The following is a 26,352-nucleotide window of genomic DNA, read 5'->3' as shown; positions in this document are numbered from 1 at the left end:
TCCTCAGGCTGGTCAACCCAGGCGCGTTAACCCTGAAGCAGCGCGCGCGTCGCCGCAGCGATGTCCGCTTGGCGCATGAGGCTTTCGCCGACCAGGAATGCGCGCGCGCCCGCACGGCGCAGTCGAAGCAAGTCGTCGTGCGTGAAGATGCCGGACTCGGAGACCAGCAGCGTGTCTTTCGGCGCGCGCTCAGCAAGACGCTCGGTGATCGAGAGATCGGTCTCGAATGTCGCCAGGGAGCGGTTGTTCACGCCAATAAGTTTGAAGCCCATGCGGACGGCGCGATCCATTTCTTTCTCGTCGTGAACTTCCACAAGCGCGTCCATACCGTATGCGCCGGTTACATCAGCCAAGTCGGATGCCAACTCGTCATCGACCGCCGCCATGATGATCAGGATCGCATCGGCGCCGATCGCGCGGCTTTCGGCGATCTGCCATTCGTCGACCATGAAATCCTTGCGCAGCACCGGCAGCGCGCATGCCGCGCGCGCCGCGATGAGGAAATCCTCGTGCCCCTGGAAGCTCGGCGCGTCCGTCAGCACCGAAAGGCAGGCCGCGCCGCCGGCTTCATAAGCCTTCGCCAACGCGGGGGGATCGAAATCCTCGCGGATGAGCCCCTTCGACGGACTCGCCTTCTTGATCTCCGCGATCAGCGCTTTGCGATCGGTGCGTTCGCGGAGCGCCTTAGCGAAACCGCGCGGCTGCGTCTGCTTGCGGATCGCGGAATCCAGATGGTCCCACGCGCGCGCCTTTTTCCGCGCCGCCACCTCGTCGCGCTTGTAGGCGATGATGTGTTCCAAAACGCTCACGGCGCGCTCCGTGAAATCTCGATCAGTCGATCCAGCGCCTCCAATGCGCGGCCATTGGCGATGCTCTCGCGCGCCATGCGCCAACCTTCAAGCTCGGACTCAGCCGGGATCGTTCCCGCGGCCACCAACGCCGCCGTCGCATTGAGCAACACTGTCGCTTCATAAGCGGAGCCCTGCATGCGCCCGTCCAGCAACGCCCGCAGCGCGTTGGCGTTGTAGGCGGCGTCACCGCCACGCAAGGCGTCGCTCGGGTTCGGCGGGATGTCGAACTCACGCGAGAGCGCGCGCACATCGATGCCGCGCAGCGGGCGCAGGCCGTCGGCGCTCAACAACACCGCGCGATTGTCGCCGTTCGCATCCACGAACGTCAGCTCATCGATACCGCCGGCGCCATGCACCACAACGGCGCGCTCGGCGCAGAGTTGTTTGAGCGCCGCAGCGATGGGCTCCACGAAGTCCGCGTTGAACACGCCCACCAATTGCCGCTTCACGCCCGCCGGGTTGGAGAGGGGGCCGAGCACGTTGAAGATCGTGCGATGGCCCAATTCGCGGCGTGCTCCGGCCACGTGGCGCATGGCCGGGTGATGGTTCTGCGCAAACAAGAACGCCACGCCCGCTTCCTGCAAGGCGCGCTCCAGCGTCGGCACATCGCCCGTGAGCTTGACGCCCAGCGCTTCCAGCACGTCGGCCGCGCCCGATTTCGAGCTCATGGCGCGGTTGCCGTGCTTGGCCACCGGTACGCCACAGCCGGCCACCACGAACGTCACCGCGGTCGAAATGTTCAGCGTATGCGCCCCATCGCCGCCCGTGCCGCAGACATCGACAGCGCCATCTGGCGCCTCGACGCGCACCATGCGCCCGCGCAAGGCGCGTGCGCCGGCGGCAATCCACGCCGGATCGTGCATGTGGGGGACAGTCAGCGCCAAGAAGCGCTTGATCTCCTCGGCGTTCGCTTCGCCATCCATGATGGTCGCGAAGGCGGCGTCGATGTCGACCGCGCCGCCGCGCTCAAGCTCATCGAGCAGGTTGACGAAGCTCATTTCAAATTCGCCGCGGCGAGGAAGTTGGCGATCATGGCGTGACCATGTTCGGAGGCGATCGATTCCGGATGGAATTGCACGCCGAACAGCGGCCGCGTCTTGTGCGACATGCCCATGATTTCGCCGTCGGCGGTTTCCGCGTCGATGGTGAAATCTTTCGGGAACGTCTCGCGCTTCACAGCAAGCGAATGGTAACGCGTGGCTTTGAACGGCGAGGGCAGACCGCGGAAGACGCCGCCGCCGCGATGCGTCACGTCCGAGACTTTGCCGTGCATGATCTCCTTGGCCTGCACCACATCGCCGCCAAAGGCTTGGCCCATGGCTTGGTGACCCAGGCAGACGCCGAAGATCGGCAGCGTCTCCGGCGCCGATTTCAGCAACTCAAGGCAAATGCCGGCCTCGTTCGGCGTGCACGGGCCTGGCGAGAGGATCACGGCGCGCGGCTTGCGCTTCAACACATCGGCGACGCTCAGCGCATCGTTGCGATGAACTTCGGTCGGCACGCCAAAATCGGCGACGTAGTGGACGAGATTATAGACGAAGCTGTCGTAATTATCGATCACAAGGATCATGGGAGCACCTCAAGGCTTGGACTGACGAGCGGATTTGCGTTCGTCAGCGGCGCCATCGCGGGGAGGTGTGCTTCATCATCATGGGCTCAATCTAACTCAGAAAACGCGTTCGTCTAACGCCATTCGCTCAGGAATAGCGCCAGGCGTCGGCCGCCGCCCGGAAGAGGGCGCGCGATTTGTGCAAGGTTTCCTGCAACTCGGCTTCGGGATCACTGTCGAGCACGACCCCGCCGCCGGCTTGCACGTGCAACATGCCGTCCTTCACGATCCCGGTGCGCAGCGCGATGCAGGTGTCCATATCGCCGCCGGCGCCGAAATAACCCACGCCGCCGGCATAAATGCCGCGCTTGTGTTTCTCGACCTCGTTGATGATCTCCATCGCCCGCACCTTGGGCGCGCCGGTGACGGTGCCATGCGGGAAACCAGCGATCAGCGCGTCGAGCGCGGAGAGACCGTCTTGAATCTCTCCCTCCACGTTGGAGACGATGTGCATCACATGACTGTAGCGCTCTATTGTGAAGCTTTCGGTCACGCGCACATGGGCGGAGCCGGCTTGCGCCGCGGCGGCGTTGGAGCCCGCTGTCCCGCCACGTTTGGCCACACGGCCAAGATCGTTGCGCGCGAGGTCGACGAGCATCAAATGCTCGGCGCGCTCTTTCGGGTCCGCGAGAAGATCTTCCTCAAGCGCATGATCTTCGGCCGGCGTGGCGCCGCGGGGGCGCGTGCCCGCGATCGGGCGGATCGTCACTGTGTCGCCGCGCAGGCGAACCAGAATTTCAGGGCTTGAGCCGACGACGCTGAAGTCGGCGAAGTTGAGGTAATAGAGGAATGGCGACGGATTGAGCCGCCGCAAGGACCGATAGAGTGCGAAGGGGCTGGGCTCGAACGGGGCCGAGAAGCGCTGGCTTGGCACCACCTGAAACACGTCGCCGGCGCGCGTGTAGTCTTTGCACTTCTGCACTAGCGCCCGATACTCCGCGGGCGAGGTGTTCGACACCGGCGTGATTGTCTCGCCTTGTCGCTCCGGCTTCTGGAAATGACGCGGCAATACGCGATCGAGCGCGCGCAACGCGCGTTGCAAACGGATTTCCGCCGCGCGGTAGGCGTGCCCGGCGTCCTGGCCCGCACGCTTGCGCGCGGGCGTCACAAAGGTGATCTCACTGGTTACATTATCAAAGACAGCGATGATGGTAGGGCGCACCAACAGCGCGTCGGGGGCGCCGATCGGATCGGCGGCCTTATCCGGCAAGCGCTCGATGAAACGCACCATGTCATAGCCGAGATAGCCGAACAGGCCCGCCGCCATCGGCGGCAGCGACGGCGGCAAATCCAACGCCGATTTCTGCAGCAATTTGCGCAAGCTCTTGATCGGCTCGTCGCGTTGCGGTCGGAAAGACGCGCCGCCAAAGCCGCCTCGGCTGACTTCCGCTTTGCCGTTCCGCACACGCCAGACCAGGTCGGGCGCCATGCCGATGATCGAATAGCGGCCGCGAAAATCCCCGCCCTGGACGCTCTCCAGCAAAAACGTGCCAGGCTTCTGCGGCCCGAATTTCAGCAGCGCCGAGACCGGGGTTTCCAGGTCGCTGACGCGGCGCGTCCATACAACGGCGCCGCCTTTCTCATAGGCGGCGGCGAAGTTGTCGAGATCGGGCGAAAGCTGGATCGCCGGTTGGCTCATTGCGCGGAATCGTCTTGCTGGGCGTCGGAGCTGCGGAACAGCTGGCTCAGCAGGCGTTCGTTGCGGCGCGGATTTGAGCTGTCCGTAATTTCCTGTTGCGCCGCTTCGCCAACGCTTTGCAGCACTTGTTGCTGCAACTGGACGCGGCCTTGCTCGATCAATTGCGGGTTGGCCGACAAATCGACGCGATTGATGCTCTCAATGACGGCGACCAGAATGCCTTGGCCGGTCCCAGCCAGATCGCTCACCACCGAGCCCTCGGCTTGCGCAAAGATTTGCGAACCCAGCCCGCGCGACGGGATTTGCTCGGCCTCTTCGCGGGAGAAGGGGCGCGACGTGACGGCCATACGGAAGCCGCGCGCGCGCGCCGCCGCCGCCAGCGTCTCGCCGCCTTGCACTGCGGCGACGACCTCGGCGCCCAGGGCGCGCATGCGCTGCACGCGCTCACGACCCGTCCATGCGGCGACGAGATCGGCGCGAACCTCTTCGAGCGGACGCACGGTCGAGGGGATGACGCGGTCCACCGCGACCACGACGTCGGCGCCGCCAAAGGGCAAGAAGTCGCTGGCCTCACCTTCCTGGGTCTGGAACGCGGTGGCGAGCAGATCTTCGCTCAAACCTTCGACCGGCGCGCCGGTTTGGTCGCGGCCGCCCGCCTCCACGGCGGGGATGGTGACGAGGGGAAGATTGGCGGCGCGAGCTGCATCGGCGACGCTGGCGCCGCCGGCGCGCGCGTCTTCGAAGACGCCGATCGCGGCGCCGAGCAATTCGCCAGCTTCATCCTGCGCAATGGCTTCGCGCAATTCATCGCGGATCGCCGCGAAGTTCGGCTCCTGCGCCGGCGTAACCGACTGCACGCGCACGACCACGAACGGGCTCAATTGACCGCGTACGACGCGCGGCGCGGCGCCGGCCGCCATGTCGAACACAGCGTTGGCGACAGCTGAATCGGTGACTTCGTCGCGGCGCTGATTTTCGCCGCGCGTAAATTGAACGCCGAGCGCTTGCGCAATCGCTTCAGGCGCTTCGCCGCGCGACAGGCGTGCTGAGATATCGTTGGCCTGCGCTTCGTTTGCGGCGTTGATGCGAATGTACGTGCGGCGTTCGGGCTGTGTCAGGGCCGGCGCGCGCGCCTCGAATTCCTCGCGCAAGCGGGCTTCAGGCACGTCCACGCGCGCGACAAAATCATCGACGCTGGCGCGCACCAGCGTGAGGCCGCGGAACTCAGGCAGACGCAATTGCTCTTGGTTCTCTTCGTAGAAGGCCTGCACCTGCGCCTCAGTGGGGGCGGGGATGGCGCCGACCACCGACGCCGGCGCCTCGGCCACGCTGATGGTGCGTGTCTCACCTTCGAACGCGACGAGCAGCGCGCCATAGCTGGACGGCGCGCGCGTGCCGTTGACCAGCGCATTCATCAGCATCTCTGTGGTCATGTCGCCGCGAATGACATTTTCGAATTCGGTGCGACCATAGCCCAATTGCTGGAGCAGGCTTTCGTAGGCCACCTGATCAAACGCCCCGGTCACTGGGTTTTGCGCCGGCGGGATTTGGCGGATGTAGTTCGCCACCGCCGCGTCGCCGACGCTCACGCCCAATTTGTCGGCATAGGCATAGAGCGCGTTGCGCGCGATCAGGCGCTCAAGCAAGCGCTCGTGAAAACCGGCGTCGATGGCGTCCTGACGGGTAACGTTGGCGCCTTGGTTGCGCTGGTTGCGCACCTCAATATCCAGCTCGCGCGACAATTGCGCCGGCGTGATCTTGCGTCCGCCCACTTCGGCGAGGTTTTGAGACCCCACGCCGCTGAACACGTCGTTGACGCCCCAGATGGCGAACGCGACCACCAGCAGGAACAGCAGGATGTAAGCAATCCAGCCGCGCGTCAGGGTTCGCATTTGTGTGAGCATAGAGTCATCCGGTAAGCGTGAGGCGGCGGACAATAGAGATGGCCCCGAACCGGGGCAATCGCCGCAGACTGCCGCATGGGATTTAAGGGGAGTGGGAATGGGCGCGCGTAAGCCGTTGATCGCCGGAAACTGGAAAATGTATGGCCGGCGCGCCGCCTTGAGCGAAATTACCGCATTGCAGGCGCAGATCGGCCATGTCTCGGCGACGGTGGACGCCTTGATTTGCCCGCCTTTTCCCTACGTCGCCGCAGCCGCGGACCTCGCGGCGGGCGGTCCGATCCTGATCGGGGCGGAGGATTGTAGTCCTGTGTTGGAGGACGCGGCGCGGACGGGCGAGGTGTCGGCGGCGATGTTGGCCGATGTCGGCGCACGTTATGTGATTGTCGGCCATTCCGAGCGCCGTTCGAACCATGCCGAAAGCAACGAATTGGTACGCCGGAAGGCGGAGGCCGCGCGTGCGGCGGGGCTGACGCCTATCGTTTGCGTCGGCGAAACCCTCACTGAGCGCGAAGCGGGCCGGGTCGCCGAGGTGGTGGGCGGCCAAGTTCGCCAGAGCGTACCTGAGGGCGGCGGCGTTGTGGTGGCGTACGAGCCGGTTTGGGCGATCGGCGGCAACAGCACGCCGACCATCCCCGAGATCGCCGACGTCCATCGCCTGATCCGCGAAACGCTGCTTATAAAGCTCGGCGATGAGGCGAACCGCACACGAATTCTATATGGCGGCTCGGTCGGCCCGAAGAACGCCGCCGAAATCTTCTCCGCCGAGGGCGTGGACGGGGCCCTCGTCGGCCGCGCGAGCCTCAAAGCAACTGATTTCGCGGCGATTATTTTGGCGCACCCAGCTGCGCTGTAGGGGTGCGTTCAACCGGGCTGGCGTTTAGGATCAGGCTCGGCTATTGAGCGCCCTTTCGCGCGCGCCCATCTGGGCGAGGCGGCAAGGCCGCGCGGGAGACGGTGGGTCTATGGAAGTCGTCGTTCTCAGCATTCATTTGCTCGTGTGCATCTGCCTGATTGGCTTGGTGCTTTTGCAGCGTTCCGAAGGCGGGGCGCTCGGCATGGGCGGCGGTGGCGGCGGTTCGCTGATGAGCGGCCGCGGCGCGGCCGACGCGCTGGCCAAGATGACCCAAGTGGCGGGCGGATTTTTCCTGGTGACCTCCCTGGGGCTCACCTTCCTTTCTGGCGCAAGCGACGCCAATGCCGGTCGCTCGGTGCTCGACAGCGCACCGGCGGAGCAATCGGTCCCGGTGTTGCCGGCCGCGCCGCCCTCGACCACGCCGGATCCGACTGAAAGCAGCGCGCCGCAAGCCGCCGAAACGCAACTCGCCGCCGTAGTGAGTCCGTCGCCGACCGCCGCCGCGCCGCCGCCGACGACGACCAATGCCGCCCGCGCCGCGCCTCTCCCGACCAGCACCGCGCCGGCCACGACCCGCCCGGCGACGACGCAACCGGCCAGCACGCGCCCGGCGACGACGCAGCGTTCCACGACCGGGACGACCCCAGCGTCGACCAGCGCAACCCAGCCGGCGAGCCGGCCACTTGTGATTCCAAATACGTCAGGCGCCGCGCTGACGCTCGATCCTGAGCAAATCGCACCCGAATCGAGCCAGACTGGTTCGAATGGTGTGGAAGCCGTCCGTCGCGAACGGGCCGGTCCCGACCAATAAGAGCGAAGCTCGACGAAAACGAGCTGGGGTTAGAACGACTTCCGGGCTGATCGGAAAGGTCAATGGCGCGTTACGTGTTTATTACCGGTGGGGTGGTCTCTTCCTTGGGGAAGGGTATCGCCTCCGCCGCCCTCGGCGCTTTGCTGCAAGCCCGCGGGTACCGCGTCCGCCTCCGCAAGCTCGATCCCTACCTCAACGTCGATCCGGGCACGATGAGCCCGTATCAGCACGGCGAAGTCTTCGTCACTGACGACGGCGCCGAGACGGACCTCGACCTCGGCCACTATGAGCGCTTCACTGGCGTGTCGGCCACGCAGGGCGACAACATCACCACAGGGCGCATCTACCAAGAGATCATCGCGAAGGAACGCCGTGGCGATTATCTCGGCGCGACCGTGCAGGTGATCCCGCACGTCACCAACGCAATCAAGGATTTCATCCTTTCCGATCATGGCGGCGCGGATTTCGTACTGTGCGAGATCGGCGGCACGGTCGGCGACATCGAAGGCCTGCCATTCTTCGAGGCCATTCGCCAACTCGGCCAAGAACTCGATCCTGGCCAAGCCGCGTTCGTGCACCTGACGCTACTGCCCTATATTCCGTCCGCCGGCGAGATGAAGACGAAGCCGACGCAGCACTCCGTGAAGGAGTTGCGCTCGATTGGCATTCAGCCGAACATTCTGCTCTGCCGGTGCGACCGCCCGATCCCGGAAGACGAGAAGCGCAAGATCGCACTGTTCTGCAACGTGCGTGAAAGCGCCGTCGTCGAGGCGCGCGATCTGCAAACGATCTACGAAGCGCCGATTGCGTATCACCTCGCGGGTCTCGACACGGAATTGCTCAAGCATTTCGGCGTCACCGTTGCGCCGCAGCCCGATCTCACGAAGTGGGAGACGATCGTAAAGCGCCTCAAATCGCCCGACGGTGAAGTCACGATCGGCGTTGTCGGCAAATATACCGAACTAAAGGACGCCTATAAGTCGCTGATCGAGGCGCTGCATCACGGCGGCGTCGCCAACAATGTCAAAGTGAACATTCGCTGGATCGAGAGCGAAAAGTTCGAGGAGAAGGGCGAAGCCTGGCACGAGGACCTGCATGGCGTGCACGGCATTCTGGTGCCCGGGGGCTTCGGCGAACGCGGCAGCGAAGGCAAAATCGCCGCCGTCACGTTCGCGCGCGAACACAATGCGCCGTTCTTTGGCATCTGCTTCGGCATGCAGATGGCCTGCATTGAAGCGGCGCGTAATCAGGCCGGCCTGAAAGGCGCGAGCTCCAGCGAATTCGGCCAATCCAAATATCCGATCGTGGGCCTGATGACCGAATGGCTGAAGGGCAACGAATTGGAGAAGCGTTCGAAAGCCGGCGATCTCGGCGGCACGATGCGTTTGGGCGCTTATACGGCCGCCCTCGAACCGGGCAGCAAAGTCGCGGAAATCTACGGCGACACCGTAATTTCCGAACGCCACCGGCATCGCTATGAGGTCAACACCAAGTATCGCGAGAAGCTGGAAGCCGCTGGGCTCATCTTTTCCGGCATGAGCCCGGACGGCCTGTTACCCGAGATCGTGGAGCGACGCGACCATCCCTGGTTCATCGGCGTTCAATACCACCCCGAGCTCAAGAGCCGCCCCTTCGAACCGCACCCGCTCTTCGCCAGCTTCATCGCCGCGGCGGTGTAGCAGAGCCGCCTCGTCTAAGCTGCATCCAAATCCCATCGGGCTCGCATCTTCGGGGAGGGGACGCACCACCGCGTCCCATTGGCGAGGGGAGTGCGGATATGCGTTTAATTTTGGCCGGGTGCGCACTGGTGATCGCAGCCGCCGGGCCTGCCCTTGCTGAGCCCCGCAATCTCTCAGGATTCACCAAGGTCAGCGCCAGCGCCGGCACGGACGTGACCGTCACCTTGGGCTCCGGATTCAGCGTCGATGTCACTGGCCCCGGGGCCGACCGCGTGATCACGCGCGTGGACGGCGACACTCTGGTGGTCTCGCGCCGCACCAATTGGTTCGTGTGGGGCGCCTCTCAGCACGCCGAAGTTCGCGTGAGCATGCCGCGCGTGGAGGGGCTTTCGTCCTCGAGTGGTGCGGATCTTGTCGCCACCAATATCAACGCCGACACGATCAGGCTTGAATCATCGTCCGGCGCCGATCTGCGGGTCAACGGGCGGTGCGGGACGTTCATGGCCGACGCCTCGAGCGGCAGCGATATTCACGCGGAAGCGCTGCGCTGCGAGAACGGCAGCGTCGATGTTTCCTCCGGCGCCGATGCTCGGGTGTTTGCGAGCGGCCGGCTCGATGTCGACGCTTCCAGCGGCGGCGGCGTGGTCGTGCACGGCAATCCGGGGCTGGGCAATGTTGATCTTTCGTCGGGCGGCTCCATGCGCCGAGCCGACTAGGCCGTGCATCCAAGGGCGCCTCAGGACGCATCCTTGGGACACGAAGCAAATGCGCGCCAGGGCGCGTCTCAATCTGGAGGGGAATATGAAGCGCGTGATGGCACTGACGGCTCTGGCGGCCGCGCTGGCGGCGCCGGCTGCGGCGGAGATGCGCGAGCTGCGCGGGTTCACGGAGATCGTCGTCTCGGACGGCATTAATCTGGAGGTCACGGCAGGCTCGCCCTACGCAGTTGAGGTCACGGGCGCCGATGCGTCGCGCGTCGAGACGCGTGTGGAAGGTGGCGTGCTGCGTATTCGTCAACGCAATCGGCCATGGTTTGGCCGCAGCGATTTGGACGCCGATGTGCGCGTGAGTTTGCCGCAATTGCATGGCTTGGCGGCGTCACGCGGCGTGTCCGCCTCCGCGACGGGGATTGAAGCGGAGACGTTCGATCTCGCCGCCGCGATGGGCGCGGAGGTTCGCGTCGCCGGGAGCTGTGGCGCGCTCGACGCCGCTGCTTCCATGGGCGCGGTGATCCGCGCCGGAGAATTGCATTGCCGCACGGTGGACGTCGCCGCGTCGATGGGCGCTGACGCGCGTGTCTATGCGTCCGAGAGCTATGAGGGTTCGGCCTCCATGGGCGCGTCGATCAATGTGGACGGCGACGGCGCCAGCAATGGCCGCGCCACGGCGATGGGCGGGAGCATCAACGACTAAGGAACAAGAGTTCCGCCGCCCGCGTTGGGGCTCCGCCATGGATGCCTTTGCTGCGGACAAAGCCGAAGCGCCAACGCGCCGCCCCATTTCAAGGGACGGCGCGAAGGCAATTGTGCTGTTTAACGAGAAGGCTGGCAGCGTTTCGCCGGGCGATGGCGAGAAACTGGTCGAAGCCGTCAAGCAAGCGGGCATCGAACATGTCGCGGTGGTCGGTCCCGAGAAGCTTTCGCGCAAATTGCTTGAGCGCGCGCGCAAATTTGATGTGCTGATCGTGCTGGGCGGAGATGGCACCGCCCGCACCGTCGCCGAGCTCGCGCCGCGCGATGGACCGCCGCTCGTGCTGCTGCCGGGCGGCACGCTGAATATTCTGCCGAAAGCGCTCTATGGCGATTTGACGTGGCCGGAAGCCTTGAGCGCCGCGCTCGAGCGCGGCGTGGTGAAGCGGCTGACGTCTGGCCGCGCCAACGGTGAGCCGTTTTATGTCGCCGCGCTATTCGGCCCAACCACGTTGCTGGCGCGCGCGCGTGAAGCGATGCGCGAAGGCAACCCACTCTCGGCTTGGCGACGTTTCGTGCATGCGTGGAAGCGCTCGTTCACGCGCAGCATCCGAGCCCGCGTCGGGCGTGAGCCGATGCAGAAGGCCGAAGCGATTGGCGTTCTGTGTCCGGCCTTCTCCGGCGGCATCGAGGCGGAGACGCTCGAGTGGGTGAAGCTTGATACGCGGCATTTCTTGGATTTCGCGCGGGTAAGTCTGCGCGCGTTGACGGCGGATTGGCGCAATGATTCAAGCGTTGAGATCGTGCCGTGCACATCAAGCGACATCGTTTCTCTGGGCATCATTCCAGCGACACTCGACGGCGAACCGCGCACTTTTATGCAGCGCGTGCGCGTGAAATATGATCCCAAGGGACCGCGGGTGATCGCGCTTGAGGAACGTCTCTAGTGCACTTGGTGCATCTCACCGATCTGCATTTCGGATGCGAGGATAAGGCCGCGTTGAAGGCGGCGGAGAATTATATTGCTGACACCCAACCCGACGCGGTGATCGTCACCGGCGATATTTCCAGGGACGGGTTGGAAAGTGAGCTCTTGGCGGCGTGCGATTGGATGCGCGGGCTCGCTGCGCCAGTGATGCTTACGCCGGGCAATCATGACGTGCCATATTACGAGCTGATCGGGCGTCTGCTCTATCCGTGGGACCGGTACGAGCGGGCGGCTCATGGCATTCGAACGCAAGCCTGGCACACGCCGCTCTGGAGCATTGTGCCGATCAACACCGCGCGCGCATGGCAATTCCGGTTGAATTGGGCGCAAGGTGAAATCTCGCGTGGGCAGACCGCGATCGCCGGGGCTGAGCTCCAGCGCGCGCAAGAGGGGGCGCTGCGGATCGTCATCACGCACCATCCGCTGGATTGGCCGAATGATGCGCCGATCAAAGGCCTGACGCGGGGCGGCCAGCGGGGCTTGGAGAAGCTGATCGATTCAGGGGCGGAACTCTTCCTGAGCGGACACCTCCATTTCGCCTCGGCGCGGCTGGTGGGAACCAGGGCGCTTTCGGTGACCAGCGGGACGCTGTCCCAGCGGGTCCGGCATGAGCCGTGCGCCTTTACCGTCATCCGCCGGCCCGAACTCCGGGTGGTCGAGACGGAGGTCATTCACATCGTCCAGGGGGTATGCCAGACGGCGAGCACCCGCCGGTTCGTGCTGGCGGGCCTGCCGCCGTTGGACCAGCCGGCTGAAATTCACGCCCAGGTCTGAGCTTTCCGGGGTGGGCGGCCTTGCCGGGCGGCTCCGTTTAGACTATCAGCCCCGCTTTCCCGCATTACCGGGTCCAGACTTTATACCGGAGTTCATCGGCCATGGCCGTTCCGAAGCGAAAAACTACGCCGTCCCGCCGGGGCATGCGCCGCGCGCACGATGCGCTGGGCAAGAACACCTACGTCGAAGACAAGGAATCCGGCGAGCTGCGCCGCCCGCACCATATCGACCTGAAGACGGGCCGCTATCGCGGTAAGCAAGTGCTGCAGCCGAAGGAAGACTGAGGCATCCTGTTTTCTTGCGTTTTTAAGACGCCCGGCCCAAAAGGCCGGGCGTTTTTCATTCCATCCAGCGAGATCTGACATGACCGGCATCGCCGACGTTCTTGGCCGTGAAATCCTTGATAGCCGCGGCAATCCCACCGTCGAAGTCGATGTCTATTTGGAAGACGGTTCGTTCGGCCGCGCGGCCGTGCCGTCGGGCGCATCGACGGGCGCGCATGAAGCGGTTGAGAAGCGCGATGGCGAACCGGATCGCTATCTCGGCAAGGGCGTGCGCGACGCGGTGGAAGCCGTGAACGGCGAGATCGCCAACGCCATCCTGGGCCTCGATGCCGAAGAGCAACGCCGTATTGACCGCACTCTGATCGAACTCGACGGCACCGAAAACAAGGCGCGCTTGGGCGCGAACTCGATCCTGGGCGTTTCGCTGGCGGTGGCGAAGGCGGCGGCGAACAGCAACGCGATGCCGCTCTTCCGCTATCTCGGCGGCGTGCAGGCGCGGGTGCTGCCGACGCCGATGATGAACATCATCAATGGCGGCGCCCACGCCGATAACCCGATCGACATTCAAGAATTCATGATCATGCCGATCGGCGCGACAAACGTGGCTGATGCGGTGCGCATGGGCGCGGAAGTGTTTCATACGCTGAAGAAGCAATTGAAGGACGCCGGCCACGCGACCAACGTGGGCGACGAAGGCGGCTTTGCGCCGAACCTCGCCAGCGCCGATGATGCGATCAGCTTCATTCTGAAATCGATCGAGAAGGCGGGCTACACGCCGGGCGAAGACATCGCGCTCGCGCTCGATTGCGCATCGACCGAGTATTTCAAGAACGGCAAGTACGAGCTCGAAGGCGAAGGCAAGTCGTTGTCGCCGGAAGCGCACGCGAAATATCTGGCTGATCTCGTCGCGCGCTATCCGATCATCTCGATCGAAGACGGCATGTCGGAAGACGATTTCGAAGGCTGGCGCGCGCTGACCGATCTGATCGGCGACAAGTGCCAACTCGTGGGCGACGATCTGTTCGTGACCAACATGTCGCGCCTGGCGCTAGGCTTTGAGCAAGGCCTCGGCAATTCGATCCTGATCAAAGTCAACCAGATCGGCACGCTGACGGAGACGTTGGACGTCGTCGATATGGCGCAACGCGCGGGCTATTCGGCGGTGATGAGCCATCGTTCGGGCGAGACGGAAGATTCCACGATCGCCGATCTCGCCGTGGCCACCAATTGCGGCCAGATCAAAACCGGCTCGCTGGCGCGCTCGGATCGGACGGCGAAATACAATCAGCTGATCCGCATTGCTGAGATGCTGGATGACGGCGCTGAGTACGCGGGCTCGACGACGATTATTGGACGGTGATGAAGAGGCAGTGGGCAGTGGGCAATAGGCAGTTGGGGCGTGCGTTTGCTCCGGCTGCGTACGACACGCGCCGTTGTCCCTACTGCCCACTGCCTATTGCCTACTGCCTCCTGGGAGGCGGGGCGCGCCGGAGGCGCACGGGTAGTTCCGAATGTGTCGATCCTCTCTGATCAACACAGCGCGTCGAGCGCGCCCCTTGATCGGCCGTTATTCCCGGACTGGGATAGGGCTTGCTCTGCTCACCTCCAGGGAAACCGCGGAGGGGCCTTAGGCCCGAGTTCACCAGATTTCACCGGTTCAACGCGCGGCAGTTTCCCATAACTGCCGGACCCTGCGGTTTCATGCCCCGCAGGCAAATGCACACGTCGTTCGCTTCGCCGCCGGGAACGGACCTCTGCCGAGCATCCGCGCCTGCGCACTTCCTCAACAATGTTCACGTTTCCGCTTGCATTGAAGCGACGTCTGCCGCGCCGGTCGATGCGCTCACATTTCAAAGCTTCGGACGTCCTCGAAACCCTCCCATGTGAGAGCGAGGGTGAGTTTAGGCGGGTTTGAAACCGGTCGGATAGAATCTTGCGCTGGCGTTGAATGCGTTGGGAATTTGGGTTGGAAAGTGTCGGATAGAGCGCACCTTCGCCCGCATATTTAAGTCTCGGCCCGTCACTTCCCCCTAAGTCTCGCGGCTTCGCCGCGATCCACTTCCCCCGCGCGCGGGGGAAGATAAGTTTTGCGCGCTGTTGTTCGCCGACAGCGGAAATTGATCAGATAAAACTCGATCGTCATCCCGACCGTAGCGGAGCGGAGAGCCGGGACCCAGGGGCTCACAAGCGCGGTGTGTCGGCCCCTGGGTCCCGGATCGCGCTCCGCGCGTCCGGGATGACGAAGTGTTGTGCTTTGGGCCTCTCGTCCCGATCGAAAGGGGAAAGCGGCGCCTGGTTTGCATTGATCACGCGAAAGCGGCGTTGGGGCCGTTGGCGGGATTATTCATGAAGCTGCCTGCGCACAAATCGGGACAATTCGTCGGCTGGCTGAGCCTCTCCGAGAAACAATCGTTTGCCTGGGCGCTTCGGATCGAAGTGTCGGCGAAGGCGGCGGTGACGGTGCCGGTGCGGGTCGAGAACCGCGATCGCGGCTGGACGCACTATCATTACGCCGACCTGACCGCCGTGCCGGCGTATCAGATTAATCAGCTGGTCTATTCGGGGCATCTGACGGAAGTGGCCGCGAACGAGGGTGAGGCTCATCCGCGTGACGAGCGTCACGGCGCGGCGGCCTAGGACGGCATAGGCTCCCTTCATCGCCAGAGGGCGATGAGGAAAGGAGCCTGACCATGTTGATCCGCTTTTAGCTGCCTGATGCTTGCTTTGATGGCCTTCGTGCCGGGCGCCTTCGCGACGCTCAACCAAGCTGCGCAAATCATCGCCTGAGGCGGCCTCCAAGCCGAACCTCAGCTTCACGGACGCGATCCCCAGGTCGCGTCCGTTTTTCTGTCCGCACGCTGCAAATTTTTCCTAGCGTCCACACGCAGCCCGTTGCGAGAACAGAACGAGACCGCACCACTATAACTAGTGAATTGCGCTTAAGTATATGATTTTACGTGAATAGAACAAACATAGAATATTTTTGAGTCTTTACGATTCCTTTACCAACGCGACTCAAGGTCCGCCCGAATCGGGGTTTGAGGCATGGGTAAGCAAGGCTCGGCGATCGTCAGCATCGGTCTCGGTGCGGCAATCCTATACCTCGGCGCGCACGCTGTAACGGGCCACCAGGGCCTGCTGGCGTATGTGGACCTGCAGGCGCAGGAGCATGCCTTGGAGCAACGCGTGGAAGCGCTTGAGGCAGAGCGCGCCGCGCTCGAAGCGCGCGCGGCGCGGATGCGTCCGGAGACGTTGGACCTCGATTATCTCGATGAGCGCGCACGCCTGACTTTGGCGGCCGGCGACCGCGAAGAGCTGGTGTTCACGCTCGACCGCTGATTGCCTATTTTTGCTGCGTTGCAGCAACGCAAAGCTCGGTGGCGAGCCATATCAATTCCGCATATGAGAAGCGCGCGGGCGTCTGTGGACACCGTTCGCAATGCACGGCGTTAGTCAGCGCCGGAGGAGCACTACATGGCGGAAGCTGGCGCGAAGCGCGCAAACGGATCGCGTAAGGCCGAGGCGAGCGGCGAGGAGCTGCTCCAATATTATCGGGACATGCTGCTGATCCGGCGCTTCGAGGAACGCGCGGGCCAGCTTTACGGCATGGGTCTGATTGGCGGCTTCTGCCACCTCTATATCGGCCAGGAAGCTGTCGTCGTCGGCATGCAAGCCACGCTGAAAGACGGCGACCAGGTCATCACCGCCTATCGCGATCACGGCCATATGCTGGCCGCGGGCATGAGTGCGAACGGGGTGATGGCGGAGCTCACCGGGCGGCGCGACGGCTATTCCAAAGGCAAGGGCGGCTCGATGCACATGTTCAGCATCGAGAAGGCGTTTTACGGCGGCCACGGCATTGTCGGCGCGCAAGTCTCGCTCGGCACCGGGCTCGCGTTCGCGAACAAATATCGCAAGGACGGGAAGGTGTGCCTCACCTATTTCGGCGATGGCGCGGCAAACCAAGGCCAAGTGTACGAGAGCTTTAATATGGCGGCGCTCTGGAAGCTGCCAGTCGTCTATATCGTCGAGAACAATCAATACGCGATGGGTACGGCGATCACGCGCTCGTCGTCGGAAACGCATCTCTATAAGCGCGGCGTCTCGTTCAATATTCCGGGCGAGGAAGTGGACGGCATGGATGTCGTCGCGGTGCGCGAAGCGGGCAAACGCGCGGTGGAACGCGCGCGCGCGGGCGAAGGTCCGTATCTCCTGGAAATGAAAACCTATCGCTATCGCGGCCACTCAATGTCGGACCCGGCGAAATATCGCACCAAGGAAGAGGTCGACGACATCAAGGCCAAGAGCGATCCGATTGAGCACGTGAAGAAGGTGCTGATCGATGGCGGCCATGCCGACGAAGCGCAACTGAAAGAGATCGATCGCGAAATCCGTGGCGTGGTTAGCGAGAGCGCGACGTTCGCGCAGGAGAGCCCGGAGCCTGATCCGAGCGAGCTGCTGACGGATGTTTATCTCGATGCGTAAGACATCGACCAAAGAGGGGGGAATCTTATGAGCGTTGAACTCACGTATCTCGCGTACACGATCGCGCTGTTTTTCGTGGTCGTGTTCGTGCAAGCCGGCGCCGGTGTGCGCAACAATGGCGGCCTCGCGATGATGAACAATCGCGATAATCTGAAGCCGCCGACTGTGTTTCAGGCGCGCATGAAGCGTCTCACCGATAATTTCCGTGAGAACCTCTGGTTCTTTGCACCGCTCATTCTGATCGCGGCGATCTCTGGCATTTCCAATCAATGGACGGTGCTGGGCGCGCAAATCTTCTTTTTCTCACGCATTCTGCACGCGGTTTGGTACGCGTTCGGTTGGCCGATCCTGCGCGCCTTCTTCTGGCTCGCGGGCGTGATCGCTTGCGTACTGATCTTCCTGGCTCTCTTCGGGGTTCTCGCCTGATGACGCAAATCCTCATGCCCGCGCTGTCTCCGACGATGGAGGAGGGCAATCTCGCGAAATGGCTGGTGAAGGTCGGCGATAAGATCGAACCGGGCCAAGTCATCGCCGAGATCGAAACCGATAAGGCGACGATGGAAGTCGAGGCCGTCGACGAAGGCGTGATCTCGAAACTGCTTGTCGAAGAAGGCGCGCAGGGCGTGAAGGTGAATACGCCGATTGCGGTGTTGGATGGCGAAGGCGAGGCGGCTGCGCCAACTCCTCCCCCGCCAGCGGGGGAGGTCCGAGCGAAGCGAGGGGAGGGGGACGTGAAAGAACCCGCCCCCCTCAGTCAGCCCGCTGCGCGCGCTGACAGCTCCTCCGCCCGCGGGGGAGCATCGCTGAGCGTTGCTGATCCAGAACTCCCGCCAGGCACGCAGATGGTGAAGATCACGCTGCGCGATGCGTTGCGGGATGCGATGGCGGAAGAGATGCGCCGCGATCCCAGCGTGTTTTTGATGGGCGAAGAGGTGGCGCAATATCAGGGCGCGTACAAAGTCTCGCGCGGGCTGCTCGATGAGTTTGGGCCCGAGCGCGTGGTCGATACGCCGATCACCGAGCACGGCTTTGCTGGTTTGGGTGTGGGTGCGGCGATGGCGGGTTTGAAGCCGATCGTTGAATTCATGACCTGGAATTTCGGCATGCAGGCCATCGACCAGATCATCAATTCGGCGGCCAAGACGCTCTATATGTCGGGCGGCCAGATCAAATCGTCGATCGTGTTTCGCGGGCCGAATGGCGCCGCATCACGCGTGGCGGCGCAGCACAGCCAGGATTATTCGTCTTGGTATAGCCACGTACCTGGGCTCATCGTGATCGCCCCGTATGATGCGGCGGACGCCAAGGGCTTGTTGAAAGCGGCGATCCGCAATCCGAATCCGGTCGTCTTCCTCGAGCATGAGATGCTCTACGGCGTTGAGTTTGAGATCCCGGACGTCGCCGATTGGGTGGTCCCGATCGGCAAAGCGAAAATCCGTCGCGTCGGCGCGGACGTCACCATCACGGCGCATTCGCGCATGGTGGGCTTGGCGCTGAAAGCCGCCGAGCAATTGGCCGAAGAGGGCATCGACGCGGAAGTAATCGATCTGCGCACGCTGCGGCCGCTCGATACGGATACGATCATCGATAGCGTGAAGAAGACCAACCGCATCGTCACGGTCGAGGAAGGCTGGGGTCAATCGGGCGTGGGCGCCGAGATTGCCGCGCGTGTGACCGCCGAGGCCTTCGATTATCTCGACGCGCCGCCAACGCGCGTACACCAGGTCGATGCGCCGCTGGCGTATGCGGCTAATCTCGAAGCGCTGGCTTTGCCGAGCGTGGATAAGATTTTGGATGCGGTGAAAGCCGTCACCTATCGCTGAGATGTTCGACTACGCCCAATCCTCCATAAGGTCATGGCCATTGGCGTTCTCGGCAACGCGCGATCGGACGGTGCTGCTCGCGCGCGTCGAGTGGATAACGAATGTGGACCGCGTGTGCGAGATTGATGTCGAATTCGATCCGCCGCTTGAGCGTTGGCGGATTGAGGCGCTTGAGCCCATGAGCGTGATTGTTCAAGAGGACGAAGGGCAAGTCTGCTCGCTCTGGCGCCGACGCGATGAATGCTGCCCCGGCGCTGGCGGCTTTCTCATTGTTGAGAAGTCGCCGATGATCGCCGCAATTGTTCAGCACGAAAGCCAAGCCGCGCGCATCGCCGAAAGCATGCAGCATTTCGTGATTGGCACCGATGCGGCCGTCGCGCACGTGCTTTGCCAAGATGCGCCAAAGGTGAGCAAGATTGCGGAGGCGACGCTATGAGCGAAGGTGAAGTCGTTGAGCAATTGATCGAGTACACGAACATCTTGCTGTTCGGCGTGTCGATCATTTTCACGGTGGTGTCGGCTTACATCGTGGCGCTGAATTATTTTGTCGGCGACGCGATGCTGGTGGCGCGGGTGGGGGCGTTCGCGTTTATTTCTCTGATCCTGGGTCTCTTGCTGATGGTGATGATTGGCGCCGAGGGCAATCATGCCGGGCTGATCGCACGGCTGCGCGAACTTGACGGGGCGGGTGAGCTGACGTCTGCGGGGCGTGCGGCGCTCGCCAACGCCACCAATGGCACGGATACGATCGTGCGCGCGCTGCTGTGGCTGGGCATGCTCTCGGTCTATGGCGTGCTGGGCTACATGACTTTTCTTCATCGCTGGAAGCCCGACGTCGTGAACGTCGCGCTGCAAACTTCGAAACGAGCTTCCTCATGACGACGCAAATCACCATGCCGGCGCTGTCTCCGACGATGGAGGAGGGCAATCTGGCGAAATGGCATGTGAAGGTCGGCGACACGATCGAGCCGGGCCAGGTCATTGCCGAGATCGAGACGGATAAGGCGACGATGGAAGTCGAAGCCGTCGATGAAGGCGTGATCGAGGAGATCTTGGTGGCGGAAGGCACGCAAGGCGTGAAGGTGAATACGCCGATCGCGACGCTCGCCGGCGAAGGTGATGCGGCGAAGCCGGCGGCCAAAACTCCTCCCCCACAAGCGGGCGAGGTCCGAGCGGAGCGAGGGGAGGGGGAAGTGAAGCACGCCCCCCTCAGTCAGCCCGCTGCGCGGCCTGCCAGCTTCCCCGCAAGCGGGGGAGCACAAGAGGCGCGCGTACTTGCATCGCCGCTGGCGCGCAGGCTTGCGGAGCAAGGTGGGATTGATCTCTCGGGGCTTGCGGGTTCCGGCCCGCACGGGCGCGTGGTGAAAGCGGATGTGGAAGCGGCGTTGAAGGCGCCGGCGAAGAAGCAAGCGCCGCGCAAGGATGAGCCGCCGCGTTTGGAATCGCGCGCGCTCGCGACGCAAGCGCCGGCTGCGCAAACGCCGACGCAGCACAAAACGCTGGAGCAGCAAGGCATTCGCGCGGGCTCTTACGATCTCGTGCCGCTTGATCTGATGCGCAAAACCATCGCCAAGCGCATGACCGAGAGCTTCCGCGATGTGCCGCATTTCCCACTGAACATCGATATCGAGATCGACACGCTGTTGAAGGCGCGCGGCGAGATCAATAAGCGCTTCGGCGATAAGGGCGTGAAGATTTCTGTCAACGATATGTGCATCAAGGCGGCGGCCTTGGCGCTGAAACTCGTGCCGGAAGCCAACGCGTCGTACACGCCGGACGGCATCGCTGTGCACCATCATGCGGACGTTGCCGTGGCGGTGGCGATACCGGGCGGCTTGATCACGCCGATCATCTGGGCGGCGGAAACAAAAGGCCTCGCGCAAATCTCGCACGAGATGGCTGATCTGGCCGAACGCGCGCGCACCAAGAAGCTGAAGCCGGAAGAGTTTCAGGGCGGCACGTTCTCGATTTCCAACATGGGCATGATGGGGATCAAGAGCTTCGCCTCCATCATCAACGAGCCGCACGGCATGATCATGTCGATCGGCGCAGGCGAGAAGCGGCCAGTGGTGAAAAACGACGCACTGGCGATCGCCACAATGATGAGCGTGACCGTGACCTGCGATCACCGCGTCGTGGATGGTGCGTTGGGCGCTGCGTTTCTGAAGGCGTTCCGCGGGTTCTTGGAAGACCCGATGGCGATGTTGTTGTAACCATCACATCGGTGCGGCATGCTCCATCTGGGGGTGAGTTATGCCTATCGGTGATTATATCGGCGCGTTGCTGACGGCGCTGGGCGATCTTTGGGGTTTTGCGCTGATCGGCAGCTTCTTCGTGATGATTTGCGAAGCGGCAAAGCCGAAGCGGCGCAAGGATGAAGAAGCCGAGAAGCCCGGCGATTTTGCGCTGCCGGTGATGATCTTGAGCCTGATCACGCCGCTGCTCTTGTTCTTCCACGCATTCCTGACTGTCGGCGCCACGCTACCAGGGCTGATCGCGCTGGTGAGCTTGCTGGGCGGATTGATCATCGGCTCAAGCTTGATCGGCTGGATCATCAGCCTTGTCGCGCGCGATGTGGGGCGCACGCTCAGCCGCGCAGCGCCCATTCTGGCGGTCCTCGTCTTTGCGCTCACGGCCTACGTGACGTGGGAGAGCGTGTTTGGCTTCGTGAACGATTTCGTGACTGGCATTGCGACCGGCTGAGGCATCGCCAAGACTCACATCGCGGGTTAGGACACGGCGATGATTTCGCTTCTTCTTGCATCCTTCGTGACGTTCTTCGTCGCCATCGACCCAGTTGCCATGGCGCCGATGTTTACGACGATGACGTCGCACATGACGCCCGCTTGGCGGCGGAAGATGGCGTGGAAGTCGGTGGCGATTGCGACGGGCATTCTGCTGGCTTTTGCCTTTGGCGGCGCGTGGCTACTGGAACAGATCCATGTGTCGATGGATGCGTTCCGGATCGCGGGCGGCTTGCTGTTGTTCCTGATCGCGGTCGACATGCTGTTCGAGAAGCGGGCCGAGCGGCGCGATGAGCGCGCGGAGAAAGTGGCGCAGCATCAGGCCGAGCACCCGGAGACCCAGGACGATATTTCGGTGTTTCCGCTGGCCATTCCGCTGATCGCGGGACCGGGCGCGATTGCCTCGATCATGCTCTTCTTCGCGCAATATGAGGGTGCGCTGGAGCGGACGATGGTGCTGGCCGGCGTCGGCGCGAATTTGGCGCTCTGCCTGATCGCGTTCCTGGCGGCGGGCCCGATCTCGAAAGTGATGGGGCCGACCGTGGGCTCGATGCTGACGCGGGTGTTCGGGATTTTGCTGGCGGCGCTGGCGGCGCAATTCGTGGTCGATGGGATACGCAATGCCTTTGGCATTGCCGTAGGGGCTTAAGGCAATAAGGGAGTGGGGCAGTAAGAGCTGCTCTGCATTCCAAACATATTGCCTTACTGCCTTAGTGCCCTATTCCTCAAAGGCATGAGCAATTCATTTGATCTGATCGTGATTGGTTCGGGCCCTGGCGGGTATGTGACGGCGATCCGCGCGTCGCAGCTCGGGATGAAGGTGGCGATCGTGGAGCGCGATCGGCTGGGCGGCATTTGCCTCAATTGGGGCTGCATCCCAACCAAGGCGCTGCTGCGCTCGGCCGAAGTGTATCGCAATTTCAAACATGCGAGCGAATTTGGGCTTTCGGCCGAGGGCGTGAAATTCGATCCCGCGGCCGTGGTGAAGCGCTCGCGCGGGGTGGCTGGACGCATGGAGAAGGGCGTCCAGTTCTTGATGAAGAAGAACAAGATCACGGTGGTCGAAGGCGAAGCGCGTTTGGAGAAGGGTGCAGCGGCGCCGAAAGTGATCGTAAAGGGCAAGGACGGCAAAGATACTTCGTACGACGCCAAGCACGTGATCCTCGCCACTGGCGCGCGGGCGCGTGAGATTCCGGCTGCGGGCTTGAAGAGCGACGGCAAGAAGATTTGGACCTATCGCGACGCAATGACGCCGCCCGAGTGGCCGGAGAGCTTGCTGGTGTTCGGCTCGGGCGCGATCGGGATTGAGTTTGCCTCGTTCTATGCGGCGTTTGGCGTGAAGGTGACGGTGGTGGAATTGCTCGACCGCGTATTGCCGGTCGAGGACGAGGAAATCTCCGCGTTCGCGAAGAAGCGCTTCGAGAAAGAAGGGTTGAAGATACTCACGTCCACCGAAGCGAAGTCTCTGAAGGCGACAGCGAACGGTGTGGAAGCCGTTATTGCTTCGAAGGGTAAGGAAGAGACGCTGAGTGCGTCGCACGCGATCGTGGCTGTCGGCATCACCGGCAACATCGAAAATCTCGGGCTCGAAGGCCTCGGCGTGAAAACCGATCGCGGGCACATCGTTACCGATGGCTACGGCAAGACGAATGTGGCGGGACTTTATGCGATTGGCGATGTGACGGGCGCGCCGTGGTTGGCGCACAAGGCGTCGCACGAGGGCGTGATCTGCGTTGAAGCGATCGCGGGACAGAAGCCGCATGCGATGATCAAGGAACGCATCGCTGGCTGCACCTATTCGCACCCGCAGGTCGCCAGCGTCGGTTTGACCGAAGCCAAAGCCAAAGCGGCGGGGCGCGAGGTGCGCGTGGGGCGCTTCCCATTCGTCGGCAACGGGAAGGCGATTGCGCTGGGCGAGGACCAGGGCATGGTCAAAGTGGTGTTCGACGCCAAGACCGGCGAATTGCTCGGCGCGCATATGGTGGGCGCTGAAGTCACGGAGCTGATCCAGGGCTATGTCGTCGCCATGAACGCCGAAGTGACGGAGCAGGAACTGATGGAAACAGTGTTCCCGCACCCGACACTTTCGGAAATGATGCACGAAGCGGTGCTCGATGCGTACGGGCGCGTGCTGCACGTCTAGGAGAGCGCGTTGAGCGAATGGCCTGAGCCAACACGCGAGCCTGGTGAGACGCCGCGTTGGCTCGGCTGGACGGTGGCCGCGCTCGTATTTGGCGCACTGCTGTGGGCGGTGCGCGACGACAACGGCGTGTCGTTTGACGGTTGGCGCATGCCGGAATTGGCGATGCCGCAGATCGAGCTACCTGAGATTCAGTGGCCGGATTTCGCGGAGAATGAATCCAACGCGCCATCGCAGGGACAGCCGCAACCGGCGCCGGAGGGCATGGCGGATGCGAGCGCGGCGCCGGAAGCCGTCGCCGTCGTGCGCGGGCCGAACATGCCGGAGTTTAGCGCGCCGGCGTTTGAGGGGCTGCCGTTGGAGCAATGTTTGGCGATGCTCAATGAAGCCGCCAATGCGGTCGGGCCGGGGATGCTGATTGAAGATAGCGATGTGCAGCGCGTCGTGCGCTTCAAGACGCTGCAGGGCGATCTGACGATGACGTGCTCGCGTGTCGATGGGACGCTGCGGGTGGAGCACGGGTAATCCTCGCCCTCGATGGGCGAGGTGGCCGCGAGCTTTCGCTCGCGGACGGAGTGGGTGGACACTCGGTGTTTTGGAGTTGAGCCTCTGATGGCTCCATCGTTTAGAGCGGCGCAACCACCCACTCTGTCATTCCGCCTTCGCTACGCTACGGCGGAATGACAGCTCGCCCATCGAGGGCGAGCAGGGTTAAGCCGCCTTCGCTTCCGCAAAGCGCTCCGCCGCCATGCGCTGCAGCACGACGTAATCGGTTTTGCCGCTGCCGAGGACGGGGATGGTGTCGATCACGACGATGCGTTTTGGGATCGCGAGTTCTGACGCGCCGTTTTCCTTGCACCAGGCTTGCAGGTCTTCGACCTTGGCGTCGGCATTGTCGGTGAAGAGGATGATGCGTTCGCCTTTGCGCGAATCCGGCAAGGCGACAGCAGCGTGCAGGTTTTCCGGCCAGACAGTCTGGGCGTAGCTCTCGACGGCGTTGAGCGAGACCATTTCGCCGCCAACTTTGGCGAAGCGCTTTACGCGGCCGAGGATGCGGATGAAGCCGTCTTCGTCGACGTCCACTACATCGCCAGTGTCGTGCCAGCCTTGCGGCAGGAGATCGATGCCGAACGGTTTGGTGGGGTCGAGATAGCCGCGCATCACGTTGGGGCCGCGCACGAAGAGCTTCTGGCCGCCTTCGATGCCTGGCACGGGCTCAAGCCGCCATTCGATGCCCGGTAGGAATTGGCCGACGGAGCCGTGCTTGTTGGCGCCGGGAATGTTCACGGCGATGACGGGCGAAGCTTCGGTGGCGCCATAGCCTTCGAGCAATTCGACGTCGAAGCGGGTCTTGTAGAGTTCACGCGTCTCCGGCTTCACGCGCTCGGCGCCGCAGACCATGATCTTGATGCAATTGAGATCGCCGTCCTTGGCGTTGCGCGCATATTGCTGCGCGAACGTGTCGGTGGCGAAGAAGACGTTGGCGCCGGTTTCTTTCACCAGCTTCGGAATTTCCTTCACCTGCAGCGGCGACGGGAAGAGAAACACTTTGTGGCCGGTGAAGAGCGGCAGCATCGTGCCGCCGGTCAGACCAAAGCAATGGAACATCGGCAGCGGATTGAAGAACACCCAGTCCGGGTCGAACGGCACGTGCGCGTGCGCTTGTTCGACATTGCCGACGATGTTGGCGTGGCTGAGCACGGCGCCGCGCGGCGTGCCGTAGGAGCCTGAAGTGAACAGAATCACGCCGGTGTCGTCCGGGTTGGCTTTCGCGGCGAACAGGCGCGGGAATGAGCCCTTGAGCAAGGCGATCAGCTTGTCGCCGAAATCGATCGTTTTGCGGACGTCTTCGAGATAGATGAGCTTGGCGTGCTTGGAGAGTTCCTTCTCCAACGCTTCGAGACCACCGAGCTTGATGAAAGCGCGTGAGGTCAGAATTTTTTTGACGTTGGCGGCTTCGCAGGCGGCGCGCAGATTCATGGCGCCGGCGGTGAAATTGAGCATGGCCGGCGTGCGGCCGATGGCCTGCAGCGCGAAGAACGTGACCGTGCAGCCCGCGCCGGTTGGCAGCAGGATGCCCGCCGTCTCACGTTTCTTGATCAGCATATCGAGCTTGCCGCCCAGCGCGAACGCGGCGCGGATGATGTCGTCGTAGGAAAGCGGCTTGCGCTCGTGATCCTCAAGGATCTTGTACTTGCCGCCTCTTTCGTCACGCGCCCGCAGAAGGGCCTCGAACAAGGAGACGCGCGTACGCGCCAACTCGAACGGACGATGCGCCATGAGCTTGTTGCCTCCGTACTGACCCGCCCAAAGCGCCCGGGACGTAGGGGGCGCTTGTCCCGTGATTATTGTTTCACGG

The 26,352-nt window shown here is 63.0% G+C and carries 27 protein-coding genes; 21 read left to right on the top strand and 6 right to left on the bottom strand.

Annotation, left to right across the window (positions count from 1 at the left end; genetic code table 11):
* Positions 1-26: 26 nt before the first annotated feature.
* The 5 genes from trpC to VF769_RS02215 all read right to left on the bottom strand — a co-directional run bounded on the left by trpC (position 27) and on the right by VF769_RS02215 (position 6,003).
* A complete protein-coding gene (gene trpC / locus VF769_RS02235; RefSeq protein WP_331006737.1) occupies positions 27-809 on the bottom strand; it encodes an indole-3-glycerol phosphate synthase TrpC in 783 nt (260 codons plus the stop codon).
* Positions 806-1,849, bottom strand: coding sequence for an anthranilate phosphoribosyltransferase (trpD, locus tag VF769_RS02230; RefSeq protein WP_331006736.1), 1,044 nt, complete (start codon positions 1,847-1,849; stop codon positions 806-808). Before trpD ends, trpC begins: the two co-directional genes overlap by 4 nt.
* Entirely contained in the window at positions 1,846-2,421 is a 576-nt protein-coding gene (locus tag VF769_RS02225; protein ID WP_331006735.1) for an aminodeoxychorismate/anthranilate synthase component II, read from the bottom strand. The genes trpD and VF769_RS02225 overlap by 4 nt, the downstream gene beginning before the upstream one ends.
* 127 nt (positions 2,422-2,548) lie before the next feature.
* Complete coding sequence (gene trpE, locus VF769_RS02220; protein WP_414731759.1) at positions 2,549-4,084, bottom strand: anthranilate synthase component I; 1,536 nt, start codon at positions 4,082-4,084, stop codon at positions 2,549-2,551.
* An 11-nt stretch (positions 4,085-4,095) separates the two neighbouring features.
* Positions 4,096-6,003 carry a peptidylprolyl isomerase gene (locus tag VF769_RS02215; RefSeq protein ID WP_331006733.1) on the bottom strand — a complete coding sequence of 636 codons (1,908 nt, stop codon included), beginning with the start codon at positions 6,001-6,003 and terminating at the stop codon, positions 4,096-4,098.
* Positions 6,004-6,100: 97 nt separating this feature from the next.
* On the opposite strand from VF769_RS02215, the gene tpiA reads away from it, so the two are divergent.
* The 21 genes from tpiA to VF769_RS02110 all read left to right on the top strand — a co-directional run bounded on the left by tpiA (position 6,101) and on the right by VF769_RS02110 (position 24,518).
* On the top strand, positions 6,101-6,856 hold the full coding sequence (tpiA, locus tag VF769_RS02210) for a triose-phosphate isomerase (protein WP_331006732.1): 756 nt from the start codon (positions 6,101-6,103) through the stop codon (positions 6,854-6,856).
* Between the two features lie 109 nt (positions 6,857-6,965).
* Positions 6,966-7,667 carry a preprotein translocase subunit SecG gene (gene secG, locus VF769_RS02205; RefSeq protein WP_331006731.1) on the top strand — a complete coding sequence of 234 codons (702 nt, stop codon included), beginning with the start codon at positions 6,966-6,968 and terminating at the stop codon, positions 7,665-7,667.
* 62 nt (positions 7,668-7,729) lie between these two features.
* Entirely contained in the window at positions 7,730-9,346 is a 1,617-nt protein-coding gene (locus tag VF769_RS02200) for a CTP synthase (protein ID WP_331006730.1), read from the top strand.
* Between the two features lie 98 nt (positions 9,347-9,444).
* A complete protein-coding gene (locus VF769_RS02195) occupies positions 9,445-10,062 on the top strand; it encodes a head GIN domain-containing protein (RefSeq protein ID WP_331006729.1) in 618 nt (205 codons plus the stop codon).
* Between the two features lie 85 nt (positions 10,063-10,147).
* A complete protein-coding gene (locus tag VF769_RS02190; protein WP_331006728.1) occupies positions 10,148-10,759 on the top strand; it encodes a GIN domain-containing protein in 612 nt (203 codons plus the stop codon).
* Positions 10,760-10,796: 37 nt separating this feature from the next.
* A complete protein-coding gene (locus VF769_RS02185; RefSeq protein ID WP_331006727.1) occupies positions 10,797-11,702 on the top strand; it encodes a diacylglycerol/lipid kinase family protein in 906 nt (301 codons plus the stop codon).
* Entirely contained in the window at positions 11,702-12,517 is an 816-nt protein-coding gene (locus VF769_RS02180; RefSeq protein ID WP_331006726.1) for a metallophosphoesterase, read from the top strand. The genes VF769_RS02185 and VF769_RS02180 overlap by 1 nt, the downstream gene beginning before the upstream one ends.
* A gap of 101 nt (positions 12,518-12,618) precedes the next feature.
* Complete coding sequence (gene rpmF / locus VF769_RS02175) at positions 12,619-12,801, top strand: 50S ribosomal protein L32 (protein ID WP_135210158.1); 183 nt, start codon at positions 12,619-12,621, stop codon at positions 12,799-12,801.
* Positions 12,802-12,880: 79 nt separating this feature from the next.
* Complete coding sequence (gene eno / locus VF769_RS02170; protein ID WP_331006725.1) at positions 12,881-14,161, top strand: phosphopyruvate hydratase; 1,281 nt, start codon at positions 12,881-12,883, stop codon at positions 14,159-14,161.
* 986 nt (positions 14,162-15,147) lie between these two features.
* On the top strand, positions 15,148-15,438 hold the full coding sequence (locus VF769_RS02165) for a hypothetical protein (protein ID WP_331006724.1): 291 nt from the start codon (positions 15,148-15,150) through the stop codon (positions 15,436-15,438).
* Positions 15,439-15,846: 408 nt separating this feature from the next.
* On the top strand, positions 15,847-16,140 hold the full coding sequence (locus VF769_RS02160) for a septum formation initiator family protein (RefSeq protein WP_331006723.1): 294 nt from the start codon (positions 15,847-15,849) through the stop codon (positions 16,138-16,140).
* Positions 16,141-16,275: 135 nt separating this feature from the next.
* The gene (pdhA, locus tag VF769_RS02155; protein ID WP_331006722.1) at positions 16,276-17,286 is read left to right on the top strand and encodes a pyruvate dehydrogenase (acetyl-transferring) E1 component subunit alpha; all 1,011 of its coding nucleotides are present in this window, start codon (positions 16,276-16,278) and stop codon (positions 17,284-17,286) included.
* A gap of 27 nt (positions 17,287-17,313) precedes the next feature.
* Complete coding sequence (locus VF769_RS02150) at positions 17,314-17,712, top strand: MAPEG family protein (protein WP_331006721.1); 399 nt, start codon at positions 17,314-17,316, stop codon at positions 17,710-17,712.
* Positions 17,712-19,109: a pyruvate dehydrogenase complex E1 component subunit beta gene (locus VF769_RS02145; protein WP_349258080.1), complete on the top strand. Its 1,398-nt coding sequence runs from the start codon at positions 17,712-17,714 to the stop codon at positions 19,107-19,109. Before VF769_RS02150 ends, VF769_RS02145 begins: the two co-directional genes overlap by 1 nt.
* A 40-nt stretch (positions 19,110-19,149) precedes the next feature.
* Positions 19,150-19,545, top strand: coding sequence for a hypothetical protein (locus tag VF769_RS02140; protein ID WP_331006720.1), 396 nt, complete (start codon positions 19,150-19,152; stop codon positions 19,543-19,545).
* Positions 19,542-19,988, top strand: coding sequence for a hypothetical protein (locus VF769_RS02135; RefSeq protein WP_331006719.1), 447 nt, complete (start codon positions 19,542-19,544; stop codon positions 19,986-19,988). The genes VF769_RS02140 and VF769_RS02135 overlap by 4 nt, the downstream gene beginning before the upstream one ends.
* Positions 19,985-21,322, top strand: coding sequence for a pyruvate dehydrogenase complex dihydrolipoamide acetyltransferase (locus VF769_RS02130; protein ID WP_331006718.1), 1,338 nt, complete (start codon positions 19,985-19,987; stop codon positions 21,320-21,322). Before VF769_RS02135 ends, VF769_RS02130 begins: the two co-directional genes overlap by 4 nt.
* A gap of 40 nt (positions 21,323-21,362) precedes the next feature.
* Entirely contained in the window at positions 21,363-21,812 is a 450-nt protein-coding gene (locus tag VF769_RS02125; RefSeq protein WP_331006717.1) for a hypothetical protein, read from the top strand.
* 39 nt (positions 21,813-21,851) lie between these two features.
* Complete coding sequence (locus VF769_RS02120; RefSeq protein WP_331006716.1) at positions 21,852-22,502, top strand: MarC family protein; 651 nt, start codon at positions 21,852-21,854, stop codon at positions 22,500-22,502.
* A gap of 84 nt (positions 22,503-22,586) precedes the next feature.
* Positions 22,587-23,996, top strand: a complete 1,410-nt coding sequence (lpdA, locus tag VF769_RS02115) for a dihydrolipoyl dehydrogenase (protein WP_331006715.1) — start codon at positions 22,587-22,589, stop codon at positions 23,994-23,996.
* A 9-nt stretch (positions 23,997-24,005) separates the two neighbouring features.
* Positions 24,006-24,518: a hypothetical protein gene (locus tag VF769_RS02110; protein WP_331006714.1), complete on the top strand. Its 513-nt coding sequence runs from the start codon at positions 24,006-24,008 to the stop codon at positions 24,516-24,518.
* A gap of 186 nt (positions 24,519-24,704) precedes the next feature.
* Here the strand turns inward: VF769_RS02110 and VF769_RS02105 are convergent, their stop codons facing one another.
* Entirely contained in the window at positions 24,705-26,273 is a 1,569-nt protein-coding gene (locus VF769_RS02105) for an AMP-binding protein (RefSeq protein WP_331006713.1), read from the bottom strand.
* Positions 26,274-26,352 lie beyond the last annotated feature (79 nt).

The sequence above is a fragment of the Vitreimonas sp. genome (genome assembly GCF_036392335.1).
In the GTDB taxonomy this organism is placed as follows: domain Bacteria; phylum Pseudomonadota; class Alphaproteobacteria; order Caulobacterales; family Aquidulcibacteraceae; genus Vitreimonas.
This window is presented reverse-complemented; position numbering and strand designations above follow the sequence as displayed.